This window comes from Paenibacillus sp. FSL R7-0652, from assembly GCF_038595045.1.
Taxonomy (GTDB): domain Bacteria; phylum Bacillota; class Bacilli; order Paenibacillales; family Paenibacillaceae; genus Paenibacillus.
Genome location: NZ_CP152001.1, coordinates 1786337 through 1810673 on the forward strand (window position 1 = coordinate 1786337; position 24337 = coordinate 1810673).

Genomic DNA, 24337 nt, shown 5'->3' on the forward strand with positions numbered 1-24337 from the left:
TAAGGGAGTTAGCGAACATGGAGTTGATCGGACAACAGATTAAAATCAGCAGCTTAACCGAGCAGGATATGGATTTTATATGCAAACTGGAATGTGATGCAGACTTGTGGGCCTTTGAGGAAACGGTGGAAACGAAGGAAGATGATGTGAAGGAAAAGTACCGCAGTCATTTTCCCGTTGAAGGTGAGACACCGTATGCGTATGATTTTGTCATCCGCCGCTTGAATGATTCGAGCGAGACACCCATTGGAATTGTTCAGATATGGAGTTATGTTGACTTTCGCAAAAGCTGGGAACTGGGATATGCTGTACTGCCCGAATATTCAGGCAAAGGGTACGGAAGCGAGGCGGCCCGGTTATTACTTCAATATGCATTTAATGAGTTAAAGGCTCATAAGGTTGTCGGGATGTGTAATGCCGAAAATGTACGCTCCACTGCTTTGATGCAGCATGCGGGCATGACGAGGGAAGCGATTTTCAAGGAAGAGTTATGGTGGCAGAACAAGTGGACAGATCAGTACTTTTTTTCTATTTTGGATAGAGAGTTTAAGGAAGTTATTAGTGAACATGAGGAGGCTGTGTCTCAATGACAAGACGCAAACTGGTTTTGCTGAGTGACGTATACTTTCATGCAAATGATAGATTGAATGAGAGAATTCGAAGCCTTTTTCAGCCGAAACAGCCTTCCATCGGTTACATTCCTTCCTGTTCCGACCCGCAGCGGATCTATGTCGAACATACCCGGCGTTACTACCGCCAGCTTGGCATTGAAGATGTACAGTACTATGATCTCGATACGGAGTACGAGGAAGGAATGCTGGACTCTCTTTTCCAACATGATGCGATCCATCTGTCCGGCGGCAATACATTTTATTTTCTAAGCTTGCTGCAGAAACGAAATGTGCTGGATCAGCTGCGTTCCTATGTCGATAAAGGCGGTATTCTGATTGGAGTCAGCGCAGGCAGTATTCTGATGACACCTTCCATTCGTTTGGCTGGACACGGTGAAGATGCGGACGAGAATTATATCCAGTTAACGGATCTGCAGGCGCTCGGACTTGTGCATTTTGAGTTTGCACCCCATTGGGATGGTACGGAAGAAACACTGCACGCTCTTCAGGAATATGCGCAACTGCAGCAAACGGAGGTTTATGGTTGTCCGGATGGCGGAGCTGTCATTGTTGAAGATGATTCAATTGAACGGTTTGGCGGGGCAGCTGCCGTGCATTAAAAGAGGATGATAATGATGTATACCATTCAAGTCTGCTGCCGTCTTAAAGAATTATGCCGAGTATATGCTCAGACAAAGGTTATGAGGCAATGCAGGCTTAAAGGAGAAAACAACAATGAAAGAGTCAAAACGGATCAAATGGGAGAAACAATTGAAACAAGGTAAGCGGTATCATATTTGGGTGCGCGGCGTTCTTGGCTGGGGACTGCCTCTGGCTTTCCTGTATACCTTGGTGATGACCTCATGGAGTGGGCAAAGTCTCACGCTGAATGGTGAGTTTTATGTGAATTTACTGACCGCCTTAGTTCTGTTCCCGGCCGCTGGAATTTGGTATGGGGTTTGGACGTGGAAAATTCTGAAGATGAAAGTAGAGCAGAACAGAAGGTAGTTCTATCTCGTGTGAAAAGGAATGAGAACATGATTACGGAGCTTAACTCATCTGAGTTTTACAAAATAAAACATCTCACGGACGACTGCCGCAATATTGAGGCCAAAGCAGTCGCTTCGGGCGTAAATCCCGGACGAATCTATGTGGATGATGCTGATGACATCAAGGCAGCTCTTCTATGGATTCAGGGGCAGTCCGGTTACCAACTCATTGGTGATGCGCAGTCCGAAGCTTTTCGACGTGAGCTGCGGTTATACATGGAGACATATGTGAGGTCCGAATGGGCAGCTTTACAAATCTCCGCGATAGAGATCGGGGCTGCTGATGATCCCTGGGAAGATGTAATCCAACATATGGCGGGTTCGAGTGAGATTAACTGTGATGTGCAGCACGTGTTTATGTTAAATCCGATGCACAGCATCGCAGGGAGTGACGGTCCTAAGCCCGCTGCCCGAATGAAGCTGCATGCAGATGGTGAAACACGGGTGATCCGAATAGACGAAGCATTGTTTAAAGATAGCCGCTTGAATCATCTGTCCTTTGTCACCGATAAAATCAATTCCTTCTGGACGACGGTGGATGCTTTTTTAGAACATGGTTTGGGCTGTGTTGTAGTTCATGACGAAGATATCGTAAGTGTATGCCTCTCTGCGTTCGTTGAGGGAAGTACACATGCTGTTGATATTGAAACCTTGGAAGGTTATCGAAAGCAGAATTATGCTGCGCTGGCGGCTCAAGCGTATATGGAGCAGTGCAATCAGGCAGGCATCCATCCATATTGGGACTGCTCACCTGATAACACAGGTTCAATCCGTTTAGCACAAAACATAGGTTTGTCTCTCGATTTTAACTATCTGGTGTATTGGTACACCATCTCATAGTCTGTAAGCAGTTAAATCTGTGGATGGAGTTAGAGTCGAAAGAGTACAGCATTCGGTAGATCAGGGTATCTTGAAGCATTCCAAATAAGATGAAACCATCGATGTTATGAATATATGTCTGAACACAGGAGGAGCAGTATGGGATACATCTTGGAATTACGTAAACTAGTGGGGACACGGCCCATAGTTATGGCAGGTTCATGTGTATTGGTGTTTAATAAACAAGGTCATCTGCTGCTCCAGAGACGAACAGACAGTCTGGACTGGGGAACCATAGGCGGTTCCCTTGAGCCGGGTGAATCTCTAGAGGAAGCTGCTGCACGTGAATTATATGAAGAAGCCGGATTGCGCGCAGCAGGATACAAGCTCATTACCGTTTTCTCGGGACAGGATATGTATTATCAGTATCCGCATGGAGATGAAGTCTATAACGTAATGGCCATCTATGAAGCAGACGGCATTACGGGCAGCCCAACCGTGATGGACGATGAAGGGTTAGAGCTCAGATACTTTGACTTGACTCAGCCGATACCTGATATCAATCCATTTACCAAATACGTATTGACGAAAGCAGGATATATCAAGAGTTAGTTCATAGATTCCTTTCGGCTATACTCGCACAACATTATCATTTTTCTCTCAGTGATTTACGGCTGCTATTTTAGTATGATGAATGTATCATTTGCAAAGAGAGAGGGTCAGACAATGGATACATTTTTGCAGCAGATCAACGAGTTAAACGAGCTTCAGAGAGACTTGGTCAGCCTGCATCCTTTTTTTGCAGAGCATCATCCTGTTGTCGTAGCGGACGAAACGTTGTTACATATCTATGATTATTCATCCAGAACCCGGCAGTATGAGTGGGTCAAAACTGTGCCGGATGACCTGTACATTCCAGAAGATTGTCTTGGCGCGATGCCTGTACATCATATAAACCATCGGATGTGCGCGATCGTCACGGCTTCCGTTTTCCAAAATCTAGAGCAGAAAGTCTTTCTATTTCACGAGTACGTGCACTGCTCTGTCTATGGGAAATATAAGGAGCGGATCGTGGACCGTCTGCAGATTAAACATAAAATGACTCAATTGAAACGGGTAACCTGGGAGATCGATTATGATTTCCCGTACGAGGATGAGCGTGTCGCGAAGCGGATTGATTCTCTTTTATCCGCATTGAAAAGTGAGAATCTCCAGCAGATTCAGGCTGCACGCAAGGAACTGTTTGAATCTTTGACGGAAGAACAAGCTGAATATTGGAGCTGGCTGGAATGGAACGAAGGGTTTGCAAGGTATGTCGAGAATCTGATTCGGGCCAAATATGGTCTACAACCTAATCATTACGGCGATACAGCGCCGTTTAACCGACTCGTATTTTACGAATGCGGATCACAATATATTCGTTTGCTTGTGAAGGAACACCCTGCATATCATACGGACTTGGAACAGTTGTTTGACCGAATGCAGATGGAGAGAGCGGCAGGTTTCGTCAGCTGATCAACGATGGATTGTGTGCACTTCTTGTATAAAAAGGAGAGAATGGTTTATGCCTCTGCCTATGGTACATCTCAGCATAGCTTATCCATTGGCTGATGCTCTGCCTGAGCCGCTGGATCGGGGAGCATTTTATCTCGGGAGTATCGCCCCGGATTCCATTCACATGCGTGAGGGAACAACGAGAGAAGACAAGCAGCACACTCATTTTTACCCTGAACAAGAGAATAATTATTCTGGACGTCTTCAGAAACTATACAGCGGTTATAGAAGTGAGGGTTCGGATGAAGGATGGCATTCGTTTGTCATTGGATATTTCATGCATGTGATGACGGATTATTACTGGTTTCGAAGTGTACATCCACAGTTCGTGGAGCAAGTTCGAGAGGATGACCAGCGAGAGGGGATCGTTCGAACGAAGGAAGAAGTCTCCTGTTTATATTATCAAGAGACGGATCAGATTGATGTTAATCTCTATCAAAACGCAGGCTGGAGCAAAGAGGTATGGTCGGCGCTAAACGGCACGTCAGGTTATGACATGACCGATCGTTTGACAGCAAATGAAATTGAACGCTGGCGGGATCGAACGTTTACTTTGCTGCATGGGAAAGAGCCTGGAATTGTACCGTGTTACATTACAGAAGAGATCGTACAAGCCTTTGCTGCCAGAACGGTCCGGCGCTTAATCGATTTATTAGGTGAATGGAACAGACAGACGGGCAGTTAATTACAAGCTAATAAATGGAGATGTAGACAAGTTGATAACAATCGGAACACTGACGGCAGCAGATGTGGATGGAGCATACCATGTTTTTGAGACGACCATTCCGGCGGCGTACAGTCAGGAAGGAATCGGATCACTTCTGGAGGAAATACAGCATGAGATCGAGCTGAAGAAAGCTGTGGCACAAGCTTATTTGCAGCATGGATCTGTTCTCGGTGCACCGACGGCTCCGATCTTTCTCGCAGCCAAGAAAGAAAATAAAGTCGTGGGTACCATCTCATATGGCCCCTGCAGTAAAGTCATTCAAGATTGCACAAATCATCGTTTGGACCAGGTTGGTGAGCTGGGAGCATTGTATGTTTTACCTGAACTGCACGGGCAGGGAATTGCTTCTGCGCTCGTTACAGCTCTGGTTACACAACTGCAGGAGCGGGGCATCAAACAATTTTGTCTGGACAGCGGTTATCGCATTGCACAGCAGAAGTGGCGCCGGAAGTTTGGAGAGCCGTATGCCGTGGTGAAGGATTACTGGGGCGAAGGCAGTGAAAATATGGTGTGGTTGTGTGCGGTGCAGGATTTTGCAGTTCAAATGAACAGAACCGAAAGATGACCGCCTGTACAGGGACAGGTGTCATCTTTTTTTAATTTCGCTTATCCAGCTGCATCGATTACACACGTATGATCGTACAGTGTATAGACAGAGAGAGAAGGGAAGGAGATGGATAATAGGATGACAGGAACAGCAGAAACAATAGAAACATCTGGAACAGAGGAATGGAGCACACCGCAGCAGAAGCTTTCCCCTCACGCGGTGAGTCTGTGGAGAGTCAGTGCTGTTATAACCAACCTCATCGGTTTTATCGTGCTGGCTGTGCTGCTTATTCTGGATTCGGTATATGATTGGAGGCCCTGGATTGGCTGGATTTTGTGGGGAGTGGCGGCGATATCCCTTGGTTATGCGGTGTGGGATATTTTTATGCAGCCTGTATGGCTGTATCGGCATTGGTACTATGGCGTGAGCGCAGAGTTTTTGCAGCTGAAGCATGGTGCGCTGAACAAGGTCCATCAGGTGATTCCCATGGCCAAAGTGCAGTCGGTTACGACGAATCAGGGACCGCTGATGAGAAAATATGGGCTGTATTCCGTTTCGATCGGCACGATGGGTTCGTCGCATGATATACCTGCTTTGCCGGAGGAAGTGGCGTTCGCACTGCGGAATCAGATCGCGGCATATGCCCGGATTAATGAGGTGGATGAATGACGGAATTGAAACGGCATCATGCACTCAGTTTGTTGTGGAGCCTGGGCAATTTGGTCAAAAGTACATTTGCTTTTATTTTGTTTTTATTCGTTTTTCGAGCAGGTTCAGAATCAACATGGGTTTTCTATGCAAGGTACATTTTTTATATCGGTATTTCTATCGCGCTGGTGTCCATTGTCTGGAAATGGTTGACCACACGTTACTCCGCGGATCAGCAGTCATTTCATATCTACACAGGAGCATTCAGCCGCACTCGCAGAACAATCCCGTATACGAAGGTGCAAAATGTGAGCCGCCATACCAGCTTCTTTCATCGTTTGTTCGGTGTAACCTCCATACGCTTCGAAACAGGCATCAAGGGTGAGGATGCGACGTTCCAACTGCAGGTGGTTTCCCTCTCCGAAGCGGAGCAGCTTGAGAAGCTGGTGGCGGGTTATAGATCAGAAGTACAGGGGCAGGCTGCGGTGGAAGTGGATGAACAGGATGCCAAGAAAGAGGAGCAATCCAATGCGGAATTTATCGGTAAGGAAGCAGCGGATGGCAGGGAAAATGAGGATGTCAATGAAACAGTGAACAGCATGAATCAGGCTGCACATGAAGTGCACGATACAGGTCACTCTGAAGATGCGGAGATGTTCCCACGATCCGCTGCAGCAGACCAACGGGTTATTCACTACCGTTCTACCCGCAAGGATGTGCTCAAAGCTTCGTTTACTTCGCTCAGCTTTCTCGTGCTGATTCCGATCCTGGGTTCATTGTATTCAACAGTGAAGGATTTTTTCCCGGACGAAACAGTAACGGAAAGCCTGGTCTTGTCCTGGCTTGAATCGTGGTGGGTAACCAGCCTGATTATTTTGTTCCTGATCCTCATCTCTATTGGGCTTGGCATTGTACGGACCTTCGTAAAATATGGAGATTTCCAGATTACATCCGATGACATACGGATTTATATTACCAAGGGGATGCTGGAGAAAACGTCTTTTTCGATCCAGAAAGATCGTGTACAGGCCGTGAAAATTACGCAGTCCCCGATGAAAAGAATGCTGGGCCTGGCCGAGGTAGAACTTACGACAGCAGGCAGCTTAGGTGAATCCGGGCAGGAGATGAATTCACTGTACCCGTTTCTTCCCGTAAAAGAAGCCCATCGGATTATTGAGGAGATGCTGCCTTCGTATCATGTTAAAGAGGAGATGGCAAAACTGCCGCGTGCAGCCTTAGGACTGCGTCTGCTTAAACCAAGTTGGTTTTGGATCATCGCTGCTGGTGGCCTGGCCTATTTCAAACCGGTTCTCTTCGGGATTTCACAGGCTTGGTGGATCATCTCACTGTTACTGTTCGTGTGCATTGCTGCATACCGAGTAATCGATTTTTATCATACGCGATATGGATTGAACGATCAATTCATTCAGATTCGCTCAGGTGCACTGACGTCCACACTCTTTGTATCCAAACGGGAGAAGGTTATCGAAGTGAAAATTACACGTCACCCCCTGCAGCGCAGGCTCGGGCTGGCTTCGATCCATACGGTAAACCGTGCCAAACCCGTCATGCATCATCACGTTCATGATATCCCGGATAGTGCTGCAGGTGAGTTCCAGATGTGGTACATGGGACGCTCCAGAGAGGTGCAGACCCGGTAGATGATCGGCAATAGATGCAGACAACGAAAGCGAGTGAAGACAGGCCGAATGACATAGGTTTATCTTTGCTCGCTTATTCTTTATTTTGACCAACCAATGATTCGCAGCCAAGGAGGTTGTGTGTTGTGATTAAAGCTGTATTTTTTGATGTGGACGGTACGCTGCTCAGTGAAAAAGATCGAAGCCTCTCCCGGGGTACGGAATCATGCATACGCGAACTGGCTCGAAAAGGAATTCATAGTATTCTTGTCACGGGCAGACCGCATCAGCTGTGTGAAGAGTTCAGTCATCTCGATATTGAAACTATTATTTCGGCTAATGGGGCTCTTATAACCTGTAAAGGCGAGAAGATCCATTCATCCATTCTGTCTCCATCGACGCTCCGAGCGTTTAGCGATTTCGCTGCCTCCCAGGGCCATGCGGTTTCCTATTTTACCGAAGCTTTTGGCATGAATGGAGCATGTAGAACCGATCACCGTGTGACGGAGGCCCTGCGGGAGACACTTGGGTTAATGGAGTACCCGCAGCAGACGATGACGCTGGGTGAAGATATATACTGTATGTGCCTTTACGCCAATGAAGCCGAAACAGACAGGTATAAAGAACAATTTCCTTCCTTGCGGTTGGTAAGATTCCATCCCTATGTATGCAATGTACTTGAAGCAGGTGAAGTGAGTAAATCTGCAGCAGCACAGACAGTCCTGACATATCTCCAAATCCGCAGAGAGGATACGATGGCCTTTGGTGACGGAGAGAATGATATTGACCTTTTGACGTATGCAGGAGTCGGTGTTGCTATGGGGAACGGAAGTGAGCGAGTCAAGCAATGTGCGGACTATGTTACGCTGAAAGCAAGTGAAGACGGGGTAAGTCATGCATTAAAGCACTTTAAGCTTATATAAAGGGACATAAGTTGGAAATAAAGGATATCCAGATTGTGGCGTTTTATGTAAAATGAGTTGTAGTGACAAACCCTAAAGCATAGGGGGAAAGAAGGGTGAATGGTATGAAGAAAAAAGGTTTTATTATTTTGCTGTCTCTGATTATGCTCGTTGGTGTTTCATCCGCAGCGTATGCCCATCCTGGTCGTCTGGATAAGAGCGGCGGGCACAAGTGCTCCGCCAAATCGATTAAAAAAGGTCTCTGCACCGGTTATCATTATCATAAAAAGAAAAAATAACGTTGAACATTCATATCCATTAGAAGGTGGGAACTGCAGAATTGGGGGACAATCAGCATGAGTCATATGGATCATATTAAAGCAGTCATTTTTGACTTGGACAATACCATTTTGAATCGGACCAAAACGTTTGAAGGTTTTACCCAAAGTCTGATCGATACGTATTTTGGACACCTGGAGTCTACTGAACATATACAGCAGCGGATCATTGAGCTTGATGAAGATGGATACAAGTATAAAACAATGCTGTTCAACGAACTGCTGCAGGAATTGCCTTGGAACGAGAAGCCGCCGCATGAGGAACTCATGACGTTTTACAGCAGGGAATATGTACTGAATTCGGTGCTGATGGACGAGGCGCGGGAAGTAGTCCAGTATCTGAAAGGCAAATATTCAATCGGTTTAATCACGAATGGTCAGACGGATATCCAGCATGGGAAAATAGATCAGCTCGGGATTCGGGAGGACTACGATCATATCATTGTATCGGAAGAAGCAGGTGTGAAAAAGCCAGATTCACGCATATTTCAGATGGCTCTCGATTATTTTGGGCTGGAGCCTAAGCAGTGCCTCTACATTGGTGATCACCCAGTGAACGATATACAGGGGGCTGCGAAGGCGGGTATGAGTACGATCTGGATCAAGGTAAATCAGCCTTGGCCCGAGGGGATTGAGGCAGCACCGATACATACCATTCAGGAGCTCCGTGAATTAAGAGATATATTATAGAAACCCTTGTTCAGACAGGAAAGCTTCCAACGAGAAAAACAGTATAATCCATAATTACTAACGGGATAGCCTGAACAGGATGGCAGCAAATCGGATCCCTCAAGGTGTTGTTAGAACTGCTCTGTAATGATGTGATCTTTTCGTCTTTCTATACCAATGCATTTCAGCTTATACAGCTTATTCTGTTATGATAGGAGGGCGTGTCGGCATAGGTTGGGACAGAGAGATACAGGAGGACAAGTGAAATGAACAAGTTACAGAAAGAACTGGCAGAGCTGCTGCCGCCAGCACACATAGACGGAATGTCTGGTGAAGAGATTGTGGGCAGTATCGCAATGGATATGTACCGTGCTGAATTTGCTTCCATTCGGGAACGAGTCACCGAGCTGCCCGCAGTATTACGGGATATTATACTGATTATTGACCTGGATACCGAGCTGTCGATGAATGGAATGACCGGATTTCTGGAAAATGCCAGCGGACAATATATGGACGAAACGATTGAAGCATTGGTACGGATTGGTGATAATGCGGATGCGGCGATTCTGCAAAAAGTGGGTCAGCTGCTGTCAGATCAGGGTGTTACCGTAGGACAATTAAGAGAGCATGTGGAGCGCCTGTCCGAACATGACATCACGACAAGCTTGCAGACACATGGACCTCAGATTCATGAAGTGCTGCAGCAGGTGGAGCGGGAAGCGGATTCTCTTAGTTTTCAAACGGACAATGAAGAAAGTTTCGACCTGCTGTATCAATATGCAGATGAGCATAAAGCTCAACTGAAGCAGCAGCTGGAGCATTTGTTATCGTAGACAAGCTGAGGAGGAGAATGAATGCGTATGAACAAACGTGTAGGGATGGAGTCGCTGATTGTTGCCCTTGTTTTCTTACTGATCCTGGTGGGCTGGAACGTTGTGGAGGGGATGTTTCTAACCATGAAGCATGTTCCTGAGCTGCAGCAGCTGCATACCTCTGGCGCACCATCGAAAGTAGAGTTTGGAAGTGTGACAAGTGCCGGTGGTTCTACGATTGTTGTAGGGATTGGCATGATCATGCTGTTTACTGCGGGATACTACGTCATTCGTTCTTATTTTATCGGGAAAAGAAAGTGATTCTCATGGCGACGATAAATACTGCTGCACTATGAATACGAATAAAGTAAACCCTTGTCATCAGATCCGGCTGACAAGGGTTTCTTTATGGGTATTGCTTAATCCGCGCAGGTCCACGTGTATGAGTTCTGAGTACGTAATGAGTAGAGACTGGTATTAAGTCCTCTATTAAATATGCTCTGAAATAACTTCTTCCAGACCCTGCGCCACAGAGCGTACACCGCGCTCCAGATGTCTCTCGTGCAGCTGCAGGCGCACATAGGTTTCGTCCGTACCCATGGCTTCAGACAGCATTCCGCCAAGTCCGCGTGCACGGCGGTCGATCTGCAGCAGCAGCTCCAGGGAATCTCCCATGGGATAAAAGAGAACTTCGAGTTCGTCCAGATATCCGCGGAACTTGCTGGTCGGCACAAATTCAAACTCCTGTACAAATGGCAGATTACCTCCAAGCCTTGGTGCATAGTCATTAGTCACTTCACGAAGCTTGAAGCCCAGCAAATCGATGGCATCCAGCACGATTTTCATCTCTCTGGAAGGCACGACATGTAAACGGTCCCGATCTGAAGGATCCACTGCGCTGGAGATATCCAGCCCTGTCTCAACCCAGACTTCCGCACGGCGAAGTGTAATCGGCAGATTATGCGGCAGATCGAATTGAAAGCTTTTCTCCAGCTTGGCACCAGGCTGTAAGACGAATCCATCCGTCAGCACATATTTGGCAACAACAGCCGTCTCCTGCACTTTGCGGTCGTTACTCTCCCGAATGTAATGCGTTTTAAGCAGCAGATAGATCCGATCAACCTGCTGCTCTACATCTCCGCCCTCGATATAAACCATTCCTGAAAGAGTTCCACCTGGCATGACTTCTGTCGTATGTAATTCCGTATTTACCTTCGCTGCACCTACACCAACACTGGCTAACATTTTCTTGAAAAATGACATGTTAGTGACCCCCGAATTCCATGGATTTTAATTAAAAGAGAAACGACTTCGAGCATAATACGGACGTTGGAATCCATGCGTTTCAATTTTTGAAAAAAAAGGGGGAACAGCAGGATTTTGTCGAATATTGATACGGAAGATAAAAATAGCAGTCAGGAGGATGTCTATGAGCATGGAGTGGTACGATATGATCGCACGCCGCAATGGGGGATATAGAGGTCGGGCGCGGTATATATGGGAAGGGAAGTCAGCGGAGGAGATCTTCGAAGAACGGTTGATCCGCATGCTTCCTGCTTATACATCCGTGATGGATGCTGGGTGTGGTCATGGTGATTTTACGCTTAAAATGGCAGCATACGCTTCTCATATTATTGGATTCGATAATTCCAAAGAGATGATCCGGATTGCGCAGCAGGGGCTCGAATCCAGTACAGTACAAAATGTAAATTTCGTCTGTGCAGCGACGAAAGAAGAACTCCCTTTTCAGGATGAGCAGTTTGACTTGATCTACAATCGAAGAGGTCCCACATCCATTATTGAGTACGGCAGACTTCTTCCTCCGGGAGGCGTACTGTTTGGGATTCATACGGATGTTACCAAAGTTCGGGAGCGACTGGAGCGCAACCGATACGAGCAAATTGAGATTGAAGAGTATCGCGACGCATGCATGGTTTTTCCTGACGAGACCGAGTTTGCGCTCTTCCTTGCGGATATTCCGGGCAGCCCGGACTACACACAGCCTGAATACCGCGAACTGCTGCAGGCCAAAACAAAAGAACATACTTTGGGCGGAAAAATAACGGTTCAAGAACATAAATTTATCTGGAGAGCTGTAAAAGTGTAAAGGGGTTCAGAGGATGAATGGAAGAAATGATACCATCGACCTTAATGATGAGAAGATAACAACCAGTATCGAACAAATGGACAATGGTGATACAAAAGTAAAAATGACAGCATCTGATGGTAGTTATTATTGCAGAACAGCAGCATCATCTCATGGCGGTTGGCAGAATAGCCATGTGCATGTCAACGTAACAGAGTTCTATGTAGTCCAAAGCGGATGGATTGCTTATGCCAGTTTAGGAGAAAAGCAGTTACCGACTATCGAGATCATGAAGGAAGGAGAGCTTGTCGTTGTTGAGCCAGGTACTAAACATAATATATATATGTCAGCTCATAGTGTAATTCATACGATCAAGCATGGACCTGAAACCTACAGCGATTGGATAGCCTCTCCCGAGTTAGATCAGTTGACCAAGTCTTTAACTCAAGAGGATATACTGCGCAGGAGTATTGATAAACAGCCAGGAGTACAGAATACGCAAAAAAGATGATGTCAAACACGGTTGGAGTGGACTTAATATCAGAGGATAGTAGAAGTATGGCTGATTTTGTTAGACAATTATCAGTTAAAAATTTGAGCTGGGCAGCGGGTCAGAAGCTGGATATCGTGAAGGAGGGAACGAGGTGAAGAACGTATATCAGACGGAAGAAATCACAGTTCGTTTGCTGGAGCCGGAGGATGAGTTAATCCTGGTTAGATGGTTGTCTGACCCGGAGGTACTGCAGTACTACGAAGGACGGGATCAGCCGCATGATCTGGAGCAGGTAAGAGCACATTTTTATCATCAGGAAGATGAAGCTTCGCGGTGTATCGTGGAGTATGGCGGACGACCGATCGGATACATTCAATTCTATGAACTGGAGCCGGAGGAACGAGCTGCATACGGTTACACAGACAGCGATGAAATCATCTATGGAACCGATCAGTTTATTGGTGAGACGGATTGCTGGAATAGAGGCATAGGTACACAATTAGTCCAGTCCATGAAATCGTACTTAACCTATGAGAGGCACGCCCGGAAAATCGTCATGGACCCTCAAGCCTGGAACGAACGTGCGTTAGCCTGTTATGAGAAGTGCGGCTTCAGACGAGTTAAACGACTGCCGCAGCATGAGCTGCACGAAGGGCAGATGAGAGATTGCTGGCTTATGGAGTATGGAGTGTGCTCGTCAGCATAAAATGCAAACGGGTCACGATGCTGAGATTATAAAGGGGGGCTTGCAGTGGACTTGAGATATCCAATTGGACAGTTTGCACATACAGGTGAGGTGACACAGGCTCACAGGAAGCAGTGGATTCAGGATATTGCCGAACTGCCGACTCAAGCGAGGGAAGCAGTTCAAGGTCTGAGTGAAGAGCAGTTACGCCTGCCATACCGGGAAGGCGGATGGATGCTGCAGCAGGTTATTCACCACATGGCAGACAGTCATATGAACAGTGTCATTCGCTTTAAGCTTGCCCTGACGGAGGATACGCCTGAGATTCGGCCTTATTACGAAGAACGCTGGGCAGAGCTGAGTGACTCCAGAGCGCTGGATATCGAGGTGTCACTGCAGCTGCTGGACGCGCTGCACCATCGCTGGACGGCGCTGCTGCACACCTTATCGGATGGTGATTACGCCAGACGGTTCTATCACCCTGCTTCGAAGGAAACGATGAGACTGGATCATTGTTTGGGACTGTATGCCTGGCACGGGCAGCATCATACAGCGCAGATCATGTCGCTTCGAAATCGACTGGGTATTTGAGAGGAGAACACTATGAACACGATACATATTCGCCATTTGGACAAGCAGGACGCGCAGGTCATCTCACAGGCGTTTCAGGAGCAGGGGTGGTACAAACCGTCAGAACTATATGAACGTTATTGGGAAGAACAGCAGCAGGGAGCGCGCATAACCTTGATTGCCGAACTGGACGGGCAGTTTGCCGGTTACGTCAATGTGATCTGGACATCGGACTACCCTTCGTTTCAAGAACAAGGTATTCCCGAGATCAGTGACTTTAATGTGCTGATGAAGTTCCGGCGACGGGGGATTGGTTCCAGACTGATGGATCATGCAGAGACAGTCGCGATGGAACGCTCGGATACGGCAGGTCTTGGCGTAGGTATATATGCGGATTATGGAAATGCTCAAGTTTTATATGCTCTACGTGGATATATTCCAGACGGGCGGGGCGTTTACAAGAGCGATCATTACCTTCAGCCGGGTGAAGAGACGGTGATCGACGATGATGTTGTCCTGTATTTGACCAAAAAGCTGGGGCAGGCGCAGAACATCAAGCTTTAAAGTACGGTACGCAGGGATAATAGTTCGATTCAACTTCTCTAAAATAAATGTTTGTCCTGCAGCAGCGGCTGCGTGTTATACTCAACAGGAATCTGTGGCAATCTACAATAGATGTATGCGGAGATGACTTGATTAGAGGAGTGGTGAAAGCATGTTTAGCAGAGTAGGCCAGATTATGCTGTACGTCAATAACCAGGATGAATCACTGGCTTTCTGGACGGAAGTGGCTGGATTTCATATCGTCGATGAGGTCATCCTGGATGAAGGCATGCGGTGGATTGAGATCGCACCTGCGAAAGATTCACAGACAAGTATCATTTTGCATGATAAAGAGGTTGTGGCACGGATGTCACAGGGGGTAAATCTGGGCACACCTTCGCTAATGTTTTTCACAGATGACCTCGATCGGTTATATGCCGATTTGGCTGCTAAACATGTAACGGTTGGAGAGATCGTAGAGATGCCAACAGGCCGTGTTTTTAACTTTGCAGACAATGAGAAGAACTACTTTGCCGTGATGGAACGCAGGGCCTGAATGCAGGCCTGAAAATAAATATTGGTTCAATTATGCAGCAGTAATATTACGGCTGTGACTCAAGCGGGCGACATGAAATGTCGTCCGCTTTTTCTATGGGAAATGGATAAAAACCTTGCGGAAATACATATGAAAAATAGAGAATGAATGGGTAAAAATGTTATAATAGAGTAAGCTTGAATAAGCTGGATGATTTGAAAAGTGGCTTAAAAAACGACAGTCAAAAACATTCATCTATAGCGATGAAACGGGAGGATTCGGCCTTTGGAAAAAACGATAAAAAGTGTTCAGGATCTCTATGATATGCTCGATGCGGATTTCAGATCAGCCAAACATTTTTGGGAGCCTTTCTATGAAAATCGGGACAGACCCATTCCCTTCTTTCCTAACAAGCCTGATGAAAATCTCGTTGCTGGTATGGAAAAGGGTCTGCTAAGAGGAGGCAGAGCACTGGAAATGGGATGTGGACCGGGCCGGAATGCGCTGTATTTGGCTCGTCAGGGATATCAGGTGGAGGCTTATGATCTGTCAGAGACTGCGATTGCATGGGCCAAGGAACGGGCTGCCGAAGAACAGCTGGATGTGCATTTTGAGTGTCGATCGGTGTTTGGACTAACGCCGGAGCAGGAATATGATCTCGTTTACGATTCGGGCTGTCTGCATCATCTGCTGCCGCATCAGCGAATCCCTTACATAGCCATGATTGATCAAGCGCTGAAGCCTGGAGGTTATTTTGGTCTGACCTGTTTTGCTCCGGGATTTGGCGACCAAGGCGGACCAGAACATGTGATGGACGATTGGGAAGTTTACCGCGAGAAGTCGATGCGGGGCGGTCTTGCTTTTACGGAGGAGAAGCTTCGTTATTTACTGGAGGATACATTCGAGTGTGTAGAGCTGCGTCCAATGAAGGCGATGGGGCAGAATGATGCTTATTTTGGCCTGCCTATTTTGTGGGCAGCGTTGTGGAGGAAACCGGAGGCACGGGATGGACACATCCTGGTTTAGACCATGCGGGCTAACTATTGGGCACTGCAGCAGAGCAGCATAACAAGGAACAGAAGGGCGGGAAGCATATGAGTAACAGATATTTTATTATTACAGGTACGTCCAAAGGGATTGGCAGACAGCTTGCGGAGCTTTGTTTGGAAAGAGGGGATGTTGTCTACGGTATAGCACGCGGAAGTTCGGACTTGGGGAATAGATATGAGCGATATACGCATGTTCAGTTCGATCTGGAAGACCTTCACAGCATCGACGATCTGATCTCGGGCATATTGGAGCAGATTCCGCTTACCGAGACGGAGTGTATCGGGCTTGTTAACAATGCGGCCATGCTTGAACCTTTGAAACCGATAGATGAGTGCCTTATAGATGAGATTAGCGTTCATCTGAATATCAGTTTGGCTGCGCCAATGATTCTTACGTCATCTTTTATCCATTATACCAATCACATGACGGCTCGAAGAAAAATAATCAATGTAAGTTCTGCTTCGGGTAATTATCCCGCGCCTTCTATGGCGGCCTACTGTACTTCGAAGGCAGGAATCAACATGTTCTCACAGTGTGTAACGATGGAACAAGCTTCACGGCCCAATCCGGTGGAGATCATCGTTTTTGATCCGGGAATGGTAGATACGGAATTGCAGGCTGTGGCGAGAGGGAAGGATGCAGATGAATTTGCACTATCCAGCGTATTCAAGGATGTGTATGAGTCGGGGCAATTAAGATCCCCGGTTGAGGCGGCACAGGCCCTACTGGAACTGCTGGAGGAGAAGACTGCATCAGTAGAGGGAAATCAATGAATCTGGCCAATCGGATCACCTTGGCAAGAATGGCATTAATTCCGCTGTTTATGTTCTTCTTTCTTAACCAGCAGGGTTTGATGGTCGCGGTATTTATTTTTGCACTAGCCGCAGGGACGGATAAACTGGATGGGTATATTGCCAGAAAATATAATCAGGTAACCAGATTGGGTAAACTGCTCGATCCGCTTGCAGACAAGCTTCTAATTGGGACAGCACTTATTATGATGGTTCAGGTAAATATGATTAGTTCGTGGATTGCTGTTATCATTATTGCACGTGAGATAGGGATAACCGCCTTGCGAATGGCAGCTGCAGAACAGGGGATTGCCCTTGCGGCTGATCGATATGGAAAAATCAAAATGGTGCTTCAAGTCGCGGCAATTCTGGCTGTGCTGTTGAATAATGTCCTGTTTCATGCGTTTACGGGCATCAGATTGGATATGATGTTGATGTGGCTGGCGGCAGGTATTACTTTGTTATCCGGTTTGAATTATATTATCGTAAATTATAAGTTGTTAAGATAGAAGTATACATCGGAATGCCTAAAGGAGAACGAGATGTCAAATACAAACATAACAGTGAGTACGGCAGAAGAGTCTGCATATGTCCGTCAACAATTAAGTGCCTACAATGCCGCACATGTGGGCGAAGCGTTGAAGGACCGATTTGAGGAGCTTCATTTTCACATTCGAAACGAGTCGGGACAGATTGTGGCCGGGGTGCTCAGCACGCTGTGCTGGAATTGGGTTGAGTTGGATATTTTATGGGTCGATGCCCAAGAAAGGCACAAAGGATACGGGACGCAGCTGCTTCAGGAAGTAGAGCGTTTGGCCCGGGAGAAAAACTGTGATTTTATCATGCTGAATACGTTCTCGTATCAGGCTCCTGAATTTTATAGAAGACATGGATATGAGCTTATGACGGTGATTGACAATGCGCCTACAGGACACCAGCATTATTATTTCAAGAAGGATCTCACCGCCTCAGAAGGAGCGGATTCATCACGATGATTACGATCAAACCGATTGAATCGAAGGATTTGCCAGGGTTAAACCAGCTGTATCATGAATTGATGGGCACATCACCCGATGATCGGCAGAAGAATGAGCAGCAGATGCAGAAGACGTTTCGGCATATGGAGAAGCAGGGGCGTTACTATGTGCTTGGAGCCTATGATCGTGATGAGCTTGTTGGGTCGGTCATGGGGATTGAGTGCATGGATCTGATGGGGTCTTGCGAGCCGTTTATGGTCGTGGAGAATGTCATTGTTTCGGATCGTGTGCGCAGGCAGGGAATTGGTCAGAAGCTGATGCTTCAGATCGAACATATCGCCAGAGATTTGGGGTGTGCGTACATCATTCTGGTGTCAGGGGATCAGCGTAAGGAAGCGCACCTTTTTTATGAGAAGCTGGGCTTCAAAGACGAGCCTGTTCAGGGTTACCGAAAGCATTTGAATCGGCGTTGAGCACAGCTCCATTGGCAGTGAGTGAATACATGTTGAGTGATACAGATGGACACGGGATAGACACGGGATTAGATGCGATGGGGCAAAGAGAGCTGCGGCTCTCTTTTTTTGATGAATTCACAAGTACGCATGCTGGTTTGCAGCAAGGTCAATTTTTCACAACGGACCTATAGAATTGTATCGTTTCGAGCAGAGCGGATCTTTGTTAAACTTAGGAAAAGAATACATAGGAGGTTACCAGAACATGCGTATCGTGGATAACATTAAAGTCTGGGGGGAACCGCTGGAGAATGCCGTCGCTCAGGCGGTAACTTGTTCGAAATATGGGGATGTGCTGGGCGTGGCTCTGATGGCCGATCATCACAAAGGATACTCGCAGCCCATTGGCGGGGTGGTGGCTTACCGCAATATGATCAGCCCGTCAGGAGTCGGGTATGATATTGCCTGCGGCAACAAAGCCGTACGCACCAATCTGATGTGGAATGATATTCGTGACCGGATTGCGGTTATTATGGATGATATCAGCGCAGCCATCTCATTCGGCGTAGGCCGGAACAATCCGACTCCAGTGGAGCATGAGCTGTTTGACGATCCGAACTGGAAGCTCTTTGATACGATCGAAAGCGGATTGCAGCAGAAGTTAAAGACATTGGCGCGGAATCAACTCGGAACCGTCGGCAGCGGCAATCATTTTGTCGATATTTTCGTGGAAGAGAAGACGGGAAAGGTATGGATTGCGAATCATTTTGGCAGCCGCGGCTTCGGGCATAAGGTAGCAAGTGGTTTCCTGAATCTGGCGGCAGGACGGGAATTCAGTGGCAAAGCACCAGGTGAATCGATGGATCAGCCGCCGACCCTGTTTGACCTGAACAGTGAAATGGGTGATATGTATTGGGCGGGGCTGACGCTGGCGGGTCGTTATGCTTATGCCGGACGGGATTACGTGATTGAGCAGGTGCTGAGTATCCTTGGAGCCAGCGCTGAATATGCCGTACATAACCATCATAACTTTGCGTGGAAAGAGCAGCATATGGGCGAGGAGGTCGTTGTAGTTCGTAAAGGAGCTACACCGCTGTCGCCGGGCCAGCTTGGTTTTGTCGGCGGAAGTATGGGCGATATTTCGGTGATTGTAGAAGGGATCGAGAGTGAGGAAAATACAGAATCCTTCCGCAGCACGGTTCACGGCGCAGGGCGGGTAATGAGCCGTACACAGGCAGCAGGTAAAATGAACTACAAACTTCGCACGCGTATGGGCGGCGAGATTAGTGAAGAACAGATGCAGGCGGCTGTGCGCGCCTACGGTGTAGAGCTTCGTGGAGCAGGGACCGACGAGAGCCCGTTTGTATACAAGAAACTGCAGGACGTGCTGCATGCACATGCGAATACACTCCAGATCAATCATGTGCTGCGTCCGGTAGGTGTAGCCATGGCTGGTGGCAATGAATTTGACCCGTACAAGGATTAATCAAGGATTAACAGCAAGTTGATTAAGGGTTGATCATAGGCCCAAGGTCATTTAAGCCAAAATTTTGACATAAGGAAGAGGGCATATGCTATGAGAAATTGCGCGATATACAGCTCCCAGTTTGATCTGGATCAGTTATATGAAATCATACAATCCATTTACCCTGAGGCTTCCATCCAGCGGAGAGAAGATCAGACGCACATTCAAGTAACACAGAAGAAATGGTTCAGCAAAAAAACAAAAGGTTTTAACATCATGACCAGCCAGACCCATCCCGAGGAGTTCAGCACGATGATTGGGGGCATGCTTGGCTTTCTAAGCCAGATCGAGGGGCGTAATGCTGCGCTTCAGGAAAAGGTACTGATTAAATGCTCCACCTTGAACATGGTGATTGGCATCGAGACTGAGGAAGATATCTCGGAAGAGTTCTTTAACGAGTTATTACAATTGGCTGATGCGCTGGATGGTGTCATTTTCTGGGGAGGCGGCTCCCTCCTGAATGCTCAAGGCCAGCTGCTTCTGGATGTGAATGGTGAATCGGAGGTGGAGGATTATACGGTCACAGCACATACCAGTTTTCTGGATGATACCCGTCCTCCTGCTGCCGATGCAGTAGAGCGCAAGGCGCGTTCAGAGCAGCAGCTGGCGGCACTTGGGATTCCATATAACGTAAATCTGCCAGCAAGAGCTGGGGAGGAAGATACGAAGATTCGAACCAAGGAGGAGGTTGCGAAACGTGCGGCTGCTCTCTGCCTGGCTGCGCTGAAAGGGGAGTGCTTGGGATCGGGTGAAAGTACTGCTGACACCGCAGCGCTGGTACAGGAAGTGATTGATAAGTATGATGCATCCACCTTTTTTTCTCCCGATGAAAAGGCGTTTCTGGCACAAGATGGAGCTGACCAGCAGGAAATTATCCGCTTCTCATGGGGCTATGAAGGGTACCATGTGATGCTGTGGGCACTGGGATATGTGGAGGAATTGGGTGCGCCGACAGAGCTGTGTAACGTAAGTAAGGATGTTGGTTATTTACAGCAAAAGGACAGCTTTGCAGCGTTTCTGGCCGATGCCGCACTGCGCAGCAAAAGCGAAATTTTGGATGAGGCTGACCTGATCTATCGGTACAATTGGGTGTGTGTAAACAGTCGGATCAAGGGGGAGGCGCCGCCTGCGGGACTTAGTCACGGTGTGGCTTATGAGCGGCATCGCGCACTCAACTGGCTGACCTGTTATCTGGATCAGGCGTGGGACGAGGTACGTACGGATACGTAAAATCAGATGATGAAGCACGCTGTTGTAAAAGATAGATGTAAACCCCCAGCCGTTGAAAGACGGTGTGGGGGTATTTATATTGTCCAGATACTATGGTTATCCGCCGTATCTTCCGAACTGTTCTCGAATAATGACATCAGCAAGGATGAGCTTTTTCTCCACGCTGCTCTCGGGATTGGCTATTCTCCACAACATCTGATCGACTGCACGGGAGCCGAGCAATTCCTTCTTTACATGGACGGTTGCCAGCACTGGAATATGATCATATAAATTGTCGAATCCGGTGACTGCACATTGATCAGGTACACGTATCCCCATGCTCTCCAAAGCTTCAATGGTATAGAGTGCATAGAAATCATTGGCACAAACGAACACCTCGGGTAGATGATCTGGGTGAATGACGGAGGTGAACGTTTCGCGGAATTGATCCAAAGCCTTGCTGGTTAATTCAGGGATCTGACGCATATCAATTCCGCTTTCCGCCAAGGCGGTATTGTATGCGATCCATCGCTCGTAGAAGCTTTGTGCATCACTAATATTCCCGACAAACTGAAATGAGGTGTGCCCTTTACGGAGCAAGTAAAGCATGATTTCACGCATGGATGCAAAGTTATCCGTGAAAATGCTGTCACTGTGAAAAACCGGATCCAGATGATCAACCATAACGACAGGAATACCCAAACGTTTGATTTCCAGCAGAATAGGAGTCGAGATGGAGCCGACCGTAATGATACCACGAATGGCATCCGGATTAAGCAGTGTAAACAATTGATCCGCAGATGGCTCGGTCAGGGTCAGAATGTTAATGCCCTTTTGATTTAATTTGGAAGAGATCCCGTTAAATACAGGTCCCCAATATACAGAATCTTGATTCTGATAACGCACATTAGGGAACAAAATCAGGATCGTGCCGCTGCTTTTGGCCGCTTTTGCTTCTTGTGTGTCTGCGTGAGTGTGCAGTTCTCCGGATAACATGCTGTTATCTTTAAAATAACCGAGTTTGCCAGCGGCTTTAAGAATAATGTCCCGCGTCTGGTCACTAACCCCGGATTTTCCCGACAGGGCACGGGAAACTGCGAATTTCGACAAACCCGTAAAGTGTGCGATTTCCTGGATTGTTACCTTCGTTTTCATCATACCATCCTTACACTCGTAATTCTGCCGCATCCATAGTGTATAAGCGACTTTAACAGATTCTAGTATAGCATGCAGTGTTTCTCTTGATCTAATAACGATTCGTGCTTAATGAAAAACAGGTGTGCATCATACGTCATATATCGCAGCATTTCATAGAAGAAATCTATCAAATGATGACGAATCATGTCTTTATTATTATGTTTTTGTTATTTTGTAAAATAACAAAATTATAAAATCTGAATTTTTTAGATATGGATTATCGAGAGGATAAAGAGGTATGAATATATTTTCAGGAGGTTATATCAGGGAATTAACATGATTCCAAACAATTTAAGAAGAAAAAATAGAAAAATTTAACAATAAAAATGTTGACGCTTACATTTTTACGTGTTAAATTTTGTTTGTTAAAAACAAACTATAAAATAACAAAAGGTGGTGGTGTTGTTATTTTGATTGGTTTTAATAATAACGAAAGTTTTAAAGTGGGTCATGGTGATAAACACATTCGGGGAGGGTGTAAGGAACATGATGAAAAGATGGAATGTTCTGCCGTTGATGCTGCTTGCAGTACTGTTTTTTGTATCCGCTTGCAGTGGGGGCACTGCGCAAACCGGAGTTGACCCTGGGGCAGCAGCCAATCCGGGGAGTAATACTGAAGCTGCCGAGATTAACAAGGAAGCCGGTGCTGAAGAAAAAACAGCAGATGTACCGGATTTGGGTGGACGTGTTATCAAAGTTGCGGCCTGGTGGGATCTGAAGCCAGCGGGAGAAACCGCTTCTGACAAAGCAAGGCTGGATAAGATTGCAGAAGTCGAAAAAAAATATAACGTCAAGATTGAGTTTGTTAACGTACCTTTTGAAGAATATATGAACAAATTCACTACCTCTGTACTTGCTGGTGAACCTTTCGCCGATATCGTGCAGATGGAGTATAAATCCGCGCTTCCAGCTATCCTCAAAGGGCAACTGCTGCCTCTCTCCGAGTTCACTACAGCTGACAACAATATCAACCAAGAGGGAAATCTGATCGCCAAATATCCTGCCATTGCAGGCAGTGAATACGCATTTGAATCACCAACCAGCATTGGGCTCGGCCTCCACTATAACCGTGACCTGTTTAAGAAATTATCTTTGCCTGATCCGCAGGAATTGTATGAGAAAGGTGAATGGAACTGGGATAAGTTTTTGGAAATCGCCAAACTGGCAGCCAAGGACACAGATAACGACGGCAAAATTGACGTATATGGTTTTTCCGGTTGGGCCATCGATGTCATTCGTCACTTCACGGCTGCCAATGGCGGGACGATTGCAGATGACGTAAACAGGAAGGAAGGATTATCTGATCCCAAAACGATTGAAGCAGCTGAATTCGTCAAACGATTGTATAACGTCGAAAATGTAGTGAAGGTCAAAACAGGAGACAAAACCAATTGGGAAGAAACCAACACATTTAAGGATGGGGATGTTGCTCTGTTTACGGCTGCGGAGTGGCAGCTCGGCGATCTGACCTTCTCCGTTGGTGTAGTGCCTATTCCAAACGGACCGCAGGGAAGCAAAAATGTAACTTATGCCAATAACACAGCTGCGGCCAAATTTATAGCCAAGGGAGTTAAAGACCCAAAGGTAGTCTACCAAATCTACGAAGAGACGTTTGACATTCCGCAGATTGAAGAATATCCGGGTCAAGACTACCTGGAAAGTCTTTATACAGACGAAAGAGACATCCAGATGATTCGCGAGCATATCGCGGGAACAGGACGCATTCTGCTGGATGATGCATACACCGGTTATCCGATTGGCGACTACGTGAACGATATTATTAAAAATAATGCTTCGGTGACTGCGACTGCAGAGAAATACAAGGCCCAAGCCCAAGCTGCCATTGATAAACTGGGCAAGCAATAGCTAAATCACCTGCAGTTCATTCAGGCAGGGGTTCGCGTGTCC

Annotated in this window: 31 protein-coding genes; 29 read left to right on the forward strand and 2 right to left on the reverse strand. The window is 46.9% G+C overall.

Annotation, left to right across the window (positions count from 1 at the left end):
* The first annotated feature begins 17 nt into the window (after positions 1–17).
* The 15 genes from MKY97_RS08175 to MKY97_RS08245 all read left to right on the forward strand — a co-directional run bounded on the left by MKY97_RS08175 (position 18) and on the right by MKY97_RS08245 (position 10637).
* Complete coding sequence (locus tag MKY97_RS08175) at positions 18–590, forward strand: GNAT family N-acetyltransferase (RefSeq protein WP_342554959.1); 573 nt, start codon at positions 18–20, stop codon at positions 588–590.
* Positions 587–1231: a Type 1 glutamine amidotransferase-like domain-containing protein gene (locus tag MKY97_RS08180; RefSeq protein WP_342554960.1), complete on the forward strand. Its 645-nt coding sequence runs from the start codon at positions 587–589 to the stop codon at positions 1229–1231. The genes MKY97_RS08175 and MKY97_RS08180 overlap by 4 nt, the downstream gene beginning before the upstream one ends.
* A 115-nt stretch (positions 1232–1346) precedes the next feature.
* On the forward strand, positions 1347–1619 hold the full coding sequence (locus MKY97_RS08185) for a hypothetical protein (protein ID WP_342554961.1): 273 nt from the start codon (positions 1347–1349) through the stop codon (positions 1617–1619).
* Between the two features lie 29 nt (positions 1620–1648).
* Positions 1649–2500, forward strand: a complete 852-nt coding sequence (locus tag MKY97_RS08190) for a GNAT family N-acetyltransferase (protein WP_342554962.1) — start codon at positions 1649–1651, stop codon at positions 2498–2500.
* Positions 2501–2638: 138 nt separating this feature from the next.
* Positions 2639–3091, forward strand: coding sequence for an NUDIX hydrolase (locus tag MKY97_RS08195; protein WP_342554963.1), 453 nt, complete (start codon positions 2639–2641; stop codon positions 3089–3091).
* Positions 3092–3205: 114 nt separating this feature from the next.
* A complete protein-coding gene (locus MKY97_RS08200) occupies positions 3206–3994 on the forward strand; it encodes a hypothetical protein (RefSeq protein WP_342554964.1) in 789 nt (262 codons plus the stop codon).
* Between the two features lie 49 nt (positions 3995–4043).
* On the forward strand, positions 4044–4718 hold the full coding sequence (locus MKY97_RS08205; protein ID WP_342554965.1) for a zinc dependent phospholipase C family protein: 675 nt from the start codon (positions 4044–4046) through the stop codon (positions 4716–4718).
* A gap of 31 nt (positions 4719–4749) precedes the next feature.
* Positions 4750–5325: a GNAT family N-acetyltransferase gene (locus MKY97_RS08210; protein ID WP_342554966.1), complete on the forward strand. Its 576-nt coding sequence runs from the start codon at positions 4750–4752 to the stop codon at positions 5323–5325.
* 120 nt (positions 5326–5445) lie between these two features.
* Positions 5446–5976 carry a PH domain-containing protein gene (locus MKY97_RS08215; protein ID WP_342554967.1) on the forward strand — a complete coding sequence of 177 codons (531 nt, stop codon included), beginning with the start codon at positions 5446–5448 and terminating at the stop codon, positions 5974–5976.
* Positions 5973–7616: a PH domain-containing protein gene (locus tag MKY97_RS08220; RefSeq protein ID WP_342554968.1), complete on the forward strand. Its 1644-nt coding sequence runs from the start codon at positions 5973–5975 to the stop codon at positions 7614–7616. Before MKY97_RS08215 ends, MKY97_RS08220 begins: the two co-directional genes overlap by 4 nt.
* A gap of 125 nt (positions 7617–7741) precedes the next feature.
* Positions 7742–8518 carry a Cof-type HAD-IIB family hydrolase gene (locus MKY97_RS08225; RefSeq protein ID WP_342554969.1) on the forward strand — a complete coding sequence of 259 codons (777 nt, stop codon included), beginning with the start codon at positions 7742–7744 and terminating at the stop codon, positions 8516–8518.
* Between the two features lie 104 nt (positions 8519–8622).
* Positions 8623–8796, forward strand: coding sequence for a YHYH domain-containing protein (locus MKY97_RS08230; protein ID WP_342556280.1), 174 nt, complete (start codon positions 8623–8625; stop codon positions 8794–8796).
* Between the two features lie 57 nt (positions 8797–8853).
* The gene (locus tag MKY97_RS08235; RefSeq protein WP_342554970.1) at positions 8854–9525 is read left to right on the forward strand and encodes an HAD family hydrolase; all 672 of its coding nucleotides are present in this window, start codon (positions 8854–8856) and stop codon (positions 9523–9525) included.
* 245 nt (positions 9526–9770) lie between these two features.
* Positions 9771–10337 (forward strand): DUF4375 domain-containing protein, encoded by a 567-nt coding sequence (locus MKY97_RS08240; protein WP_342554971.1) that lies wholly within the window; start codon positions 9771–9773, stop codon positions 10335–10337.
* 21 nt (positions 10338–10358) lie between these two features.
* Positions 10359–10637: a hypothetical protein gene (locus MKY97_RS08245; RefSeq protein ID WP_342554972.1), complete on the forward strand. Its 279-nt coding sequence runs from the start codon at positions 10359–10361 to the stop codon at positions 10635–10637.
* 168 nt (positions 10638–10805) lie between these two features.
* On the opposite strand, the gene MKY97_RS08250 is transcribed toward MKY97_RS08245, so the two are convergent.
* Positions 10806–11579 carry a sporulation protein gene (locus tag MKY97_RS08250; RefSeq protein WP_342554973.1) on the reverse strand — a complete coding sequence of 258 codons (774 nt, stop codon included), beginning with the start codon at positions 11577–11579 and terminating at the stop codon, positions 10806–10808.
* Between the two features lie 166 nt (positions 11580–11745).
* Between MKY97_RS08250 and MKY97_RS08255 the strand changes: the two genes are divergently transcribed.
* The 13 genes from MKY97_RS08255 to MKY97_RS08315 all read left to right on the forward strand — a co-directional run bounded on the left by MKY97_RS08255 (position 11746) and on the right by MKY97_RS08315 (position 21253).
* Positions 11746–12423 carry a class I SAM-dependent methyltransferase gene (locus MKY97_RS08255; protein WP_342554974.1) on the forward strand — a complete coding sequence of 226 codons (678 nt, stop codon included), beginning with the start codon at positions 11746–11748 and terminating at the stop codon, positions 12421–12423.
* Between the two features lie 13 nt (positions 12424–12436).
* Complete coding sequence (locus tag MKY97_RS08260) at positions 12437–12913, forward strand: hypothetical protein (RefSeq protein WP_342554975.1); 477 nt, start codon at positions 12437–12439, stop codon at positions 12911–12913.
* A 133-nt stretch (positions 12914–13046) separates the two neighbouring features.
* Positions 13047–13601: a GNAT family N-acetyltransferase gene (locus MKY97_RS08265; protein WP_342554976.1), complete on the forward strand. Its 555-nt coding sequence runs from the start codon at positions 13047–13049 to the stop codon at positions 13599–13601.
* A 45-nt stretch (positions 13602–13646) separates the two neighbouring features.
* Positions 13647–14171, forward strand: coding sequence for a YfiT family bacillithiol transferase (locus MKY97_RS08270; RefSeq protein ID WP_342554977.1), 525 nt, complete (start codon positions 13647–13649; stop codon positions 14169–14171).
* 12 nt (positions 14172–14183) lie between these two features.
* Positions 14184–14714 (forward strand): GNAT family N-acetyltransferase, encoded by a 531-nt coding sequence (locus MKY97_RS08275; protein WP_342554978.1) that lies wholly within the window; start codon positions 14184–14186, stop codon positions 14712–14714.
* A gap of 151 nt (positions 14715–14865) precedes the next feature.
* Positions 14866–15249 carry a VOC family protein gene (locus MKY97_RS08280; protein WP_342554979.1) on the forward strand — a complete coding sequence of 128 codons (384 nt, stop codon included), beginning with the start codon at positions 14866–14868 and terminating at the stop codon, positions 15247–15249.
* Between the two features lie 264 nt (positions 15250–15513).
* Positions 15514–16254 carry a class I SAM-dependent methyltransferase gene (locus MKY97_RS08285; protein WP_342554980.1) on the forward strand — a complete coding sequence of 247 codons (741 nt, stop codon included), beginning with the start codon at positions 15514–15516 and terminating at the stop codon, positions 16252–16254.
* A 68-nt stretch (positions 16255–16322) separates the two neighbouring features.
* Positions 16323–17051, forward strand: a complete 729-nt coding sequence (locus MKY97_RS08290) for an SDR family NAD(P)-dependent oxidoreductase (RefSeq protein WP_342554981.1) — start codon at positions 16323–16325, stop codon at positions 17049–17051.
* Positions 17048–17578, forward strand: coding sequence for a CDP-diacylglycerol--glycerol-3-phosphate 3-phosphatidyltransferase (gene pgsA, locus MKY97_RS08295; protein ID WP_342554982.1), 531 nt, complete (start codon positions 17048–17050; stop codon positions 17576–17578). Before MKY97_RS08290 ends, pgsA begins: the two co-directional genes overlap by 4 nt.
* Before the next feature lie 33 nt (positions 17579–17611).
* Positions 17612–18064: a GNAT family N-acetyltransferase gene (locus tag MKY97_RS08300; protein WP_342554983.1), complete on the forward strand. Its 453-nt coding sequence runs from the start codon at positions 17612–17614 to the stop codon at positions 18062–18064.
* Positions 18061–18519, forward strand: coding sequence for a GNAT family N-acetyltransferase (locus MKY97_RS08305; protein ID WP_342554984.1), 459 nt, complete (start codon positions 18061–18063; stop codon positions 18517–18519). Before MKY97_RS08300 ends, MKY97_RS08305 begins: the two co-directional genes overlap by 4 nt.
* 244 nt (positions 18520–18763) lie before the next feature.
* Complete coding sequence (locus MKY97_RS08310; protein ID WP_342554985.1) at positions 18764–19984, forward strand: RtcB family protein; 1221 nt, start codon at positions 18764–18766, stop codon at positions 19982–19984.
* Between the two features lie 90 nt (positions 19985–20074).
* Positions 20075–21253, forward strand: a complete 1179-nt coding sequence (locus MKY97_RS08315) for a DUF4272 domain-containing protein (RefSeq protein WP_342554986.1) — start codon at positions 20075–20077, stop codon at positions 21251–21253.
* A gap of 96 nt (positions 21254–21349) precedes the next feature.
* On the opposite strand, the gene MKY97_RS08320 is transcribed toward MKY97_RS08315, so the two are convergent.
* Positions 21350–22390 (reverse strand): LacI family DNA-binding transcriptional regulator, encoded by a 1041-nt coding sequence (locus MKY97_RS08320; RefSeq protein WP_342554987.1) that lies wholly within the window; start codon positions 22388–22390, stop codon positions 21350–21352.
* A 528-nt stretch (positions 22391–22918) separates the two neighbouring features.
* Between MKY97_RS08320 and MKY97_RS08325 the strand changes: the two genes are divergently transcribed.
* The gene (locus MKY97_RS08325) at positions 22919–24295 is read left to right on the forward strand and encodes an extracellular solute-binding protein (protein ID WP_342556281.1); all 1377 of its coding nucleotides are present in this window, start codon (positions 22919–22921) and stop codon (positions 24293–24295) included.
* Positions 24296–24337: the final 42 nt, after the last annotated feature.

Bases quoted from the DNA above. Each gene is read 5' to 3' on its own strand.
- MKY97_RS08255 (WP_342554974.1), top strand. From the start codon at position 11,746: ATGAGCATGGAGTGGTACGATATGATCGCACGCCGCAATGGGGGATAT.
- MKY97_RS08200 (WP_342554964.1), top strand. From the start codon at position 3,206: ATGGATACATTTTTGCAGCAGATCAACGAGTTAAACGAGCTTCAGAGA.
- MKY97_RS08310 (WP_342554985.1), top strand. From the start codon at position 18,764: ATGCGTATCGTGGATAACATTAAAGTCTGGGGGGAACCGCTGGAGAAT.
- MKY97_RS08205 (WP_342554965.1), top strand. From the start codon at position 4,044: ATGCCTCTGCCTATGGTACATCTCAGCATAGCTTATCCATTGGCTGAT.
- MKY97_RS08220 (WP_342554968.1), top strand. From the start codon at position 5,973: ATGACGGAATTGAAACGGCATCATGCACTCAGTTTGTTGTGGAGCCTG.
- MKY97_RS08275 (WP_342554978.1), top strand. From the start codon at position 14,184: ATGAACACGATACATATTCGCCATTTGGACAAGCAGGACGCGCAGGTC.
- MKY97_RS08305 (WP_342554984.1), top strand. From the start codon at position 18,061: ATGATTACGATCAAACCGATTGAATCGAAGGATTTGCCAGGGTTAAAC.
- MKY97_RS08300 (WP_342554983.1), top strand. From the start codon at position 17,612: ATGTCAAATACAAACATAACAGTGAGTACGGCAGAAGAGTCTGCATAT.
- MKY97_RS08250 (WP_342554973.1), bottom strand. From the start codon at position 11,579: ATGTCATTTTTCAAGAAAATGTTAGCCAGTGTTGGTGTAGGTGCAGCG.
- MKY97_RS08235 (WP_342554970.1), top strand. From the start codon at position 8,854: ATGAGTCATATGGATCATATTAAAGCAGTCATTTTTGACTTGGACAAT.
- pgsA (WP_342554982.1), top strand. From the start codon at position 17,048: ATGAATCTGGCCAATCGGATCACCTTGGCAAGAATGGCATTAATTCCG.
- MKY97_RS08280 (WP_342554979.1), top strand. From the start codon at position 14,866: ATGTTTAGCAGAGTAGGCCAGATTATGCTGTACGTCAATAACCAGGAT.
- MKY97_RS08315 (WP_342554986.1), top strand. From the start codon at position 20,075: ATGAGAAATTGCGCGATATACAGCTCCCAGTTTGATCTGGATCAGTTA.
- MKY97_RS08190 (WP_342554962.1), top strand. From the start codon at position 1,649: ATGATTACGGAGCTTAACTCATCTGAGTTTTACAAAATAAAACATCTC.
- MKY97_RS08260 (WP_342554975.1), top strand. From the start codon at position 12,437: ATGAATGGAAGAAATGATACCATCGACCTTAATGATGAGAAGATAACA.
- MKY97_RS08175 (WP_342554959.1), top strand. From the start codon at position 18: ATGGAGTTGATCGGACAACAGATTAAAATCAGCAGCTTAACCGAGCAG.
- MKY97_RS08185 (WP_342554961.1), top strand. From the start codon at position 1,347: ATGAAAGAGTCAAAACGGATCAAATGGGAGAAACAATTGAAACAAGGT.
- MKY97_RS08180 (WP_342554960.1), top strand. From the start codon at position 587: ATGACAAGACGCAAACTGGTTTTGCTGAGTGACGTATACTTTCATGCA.
- MKY97_RS08245 (WP_342554972.1), top strand. From the start codon at position 10,359: ATGCGTATGAACAAACGTGTAGGGATGGAGTCGCTGATTGTTGCCCTT.
- MKY97_RS08195 (WP_342554963.1), top strand. From the start codon at position 2,639: ATGGGATACATCTTGGAATTACGTAAACTAGTGGGGACACGGCCCATA.
- MKY97_RS08215 (WP_342554967.1), top strand. From the start codon at position 5,446: ATGACAGGAACAGCAGAAACAATAGAAACATCTGGAACAGAGGAATGG.
- MKY97_RS08240 (WP_342554971.1), top strand. From the start codon at position 9,771: ATGAACAAGTTACAGAAAGAACTGGCAGAGCTGCTGCCGCCAGCACAC.
- MKY97_RS08325 (WP_342556281.1), top strand. From the start codon at position 22,919: ATGAAAAGATGGAATGTTCTGCCGTTGATGCTGCTTGCAGTACTGTTT.
- MKY97_RS08230 (WP_342556280.1), top strand. From the start codon at position 8,623: ATGAAGAAAAAAGGTTTTATTATTTTGCTGTCTCTGATTATGCTCGTT.
- MKY97_RS08320 (WP_342554987.1), bottom strand. From the start codon at position 22,390: ATGATGAAAACGAAGGTAACAATCCAGGAAATCGCACACTTTACGGGT.
- MKY97_RS08290 (WP_342554981.1), top strand. From the start codon at position 16,323: ATGAGTAACAGATATTTTATTATTACAGGTACGTCCAAAGGGATTGGC.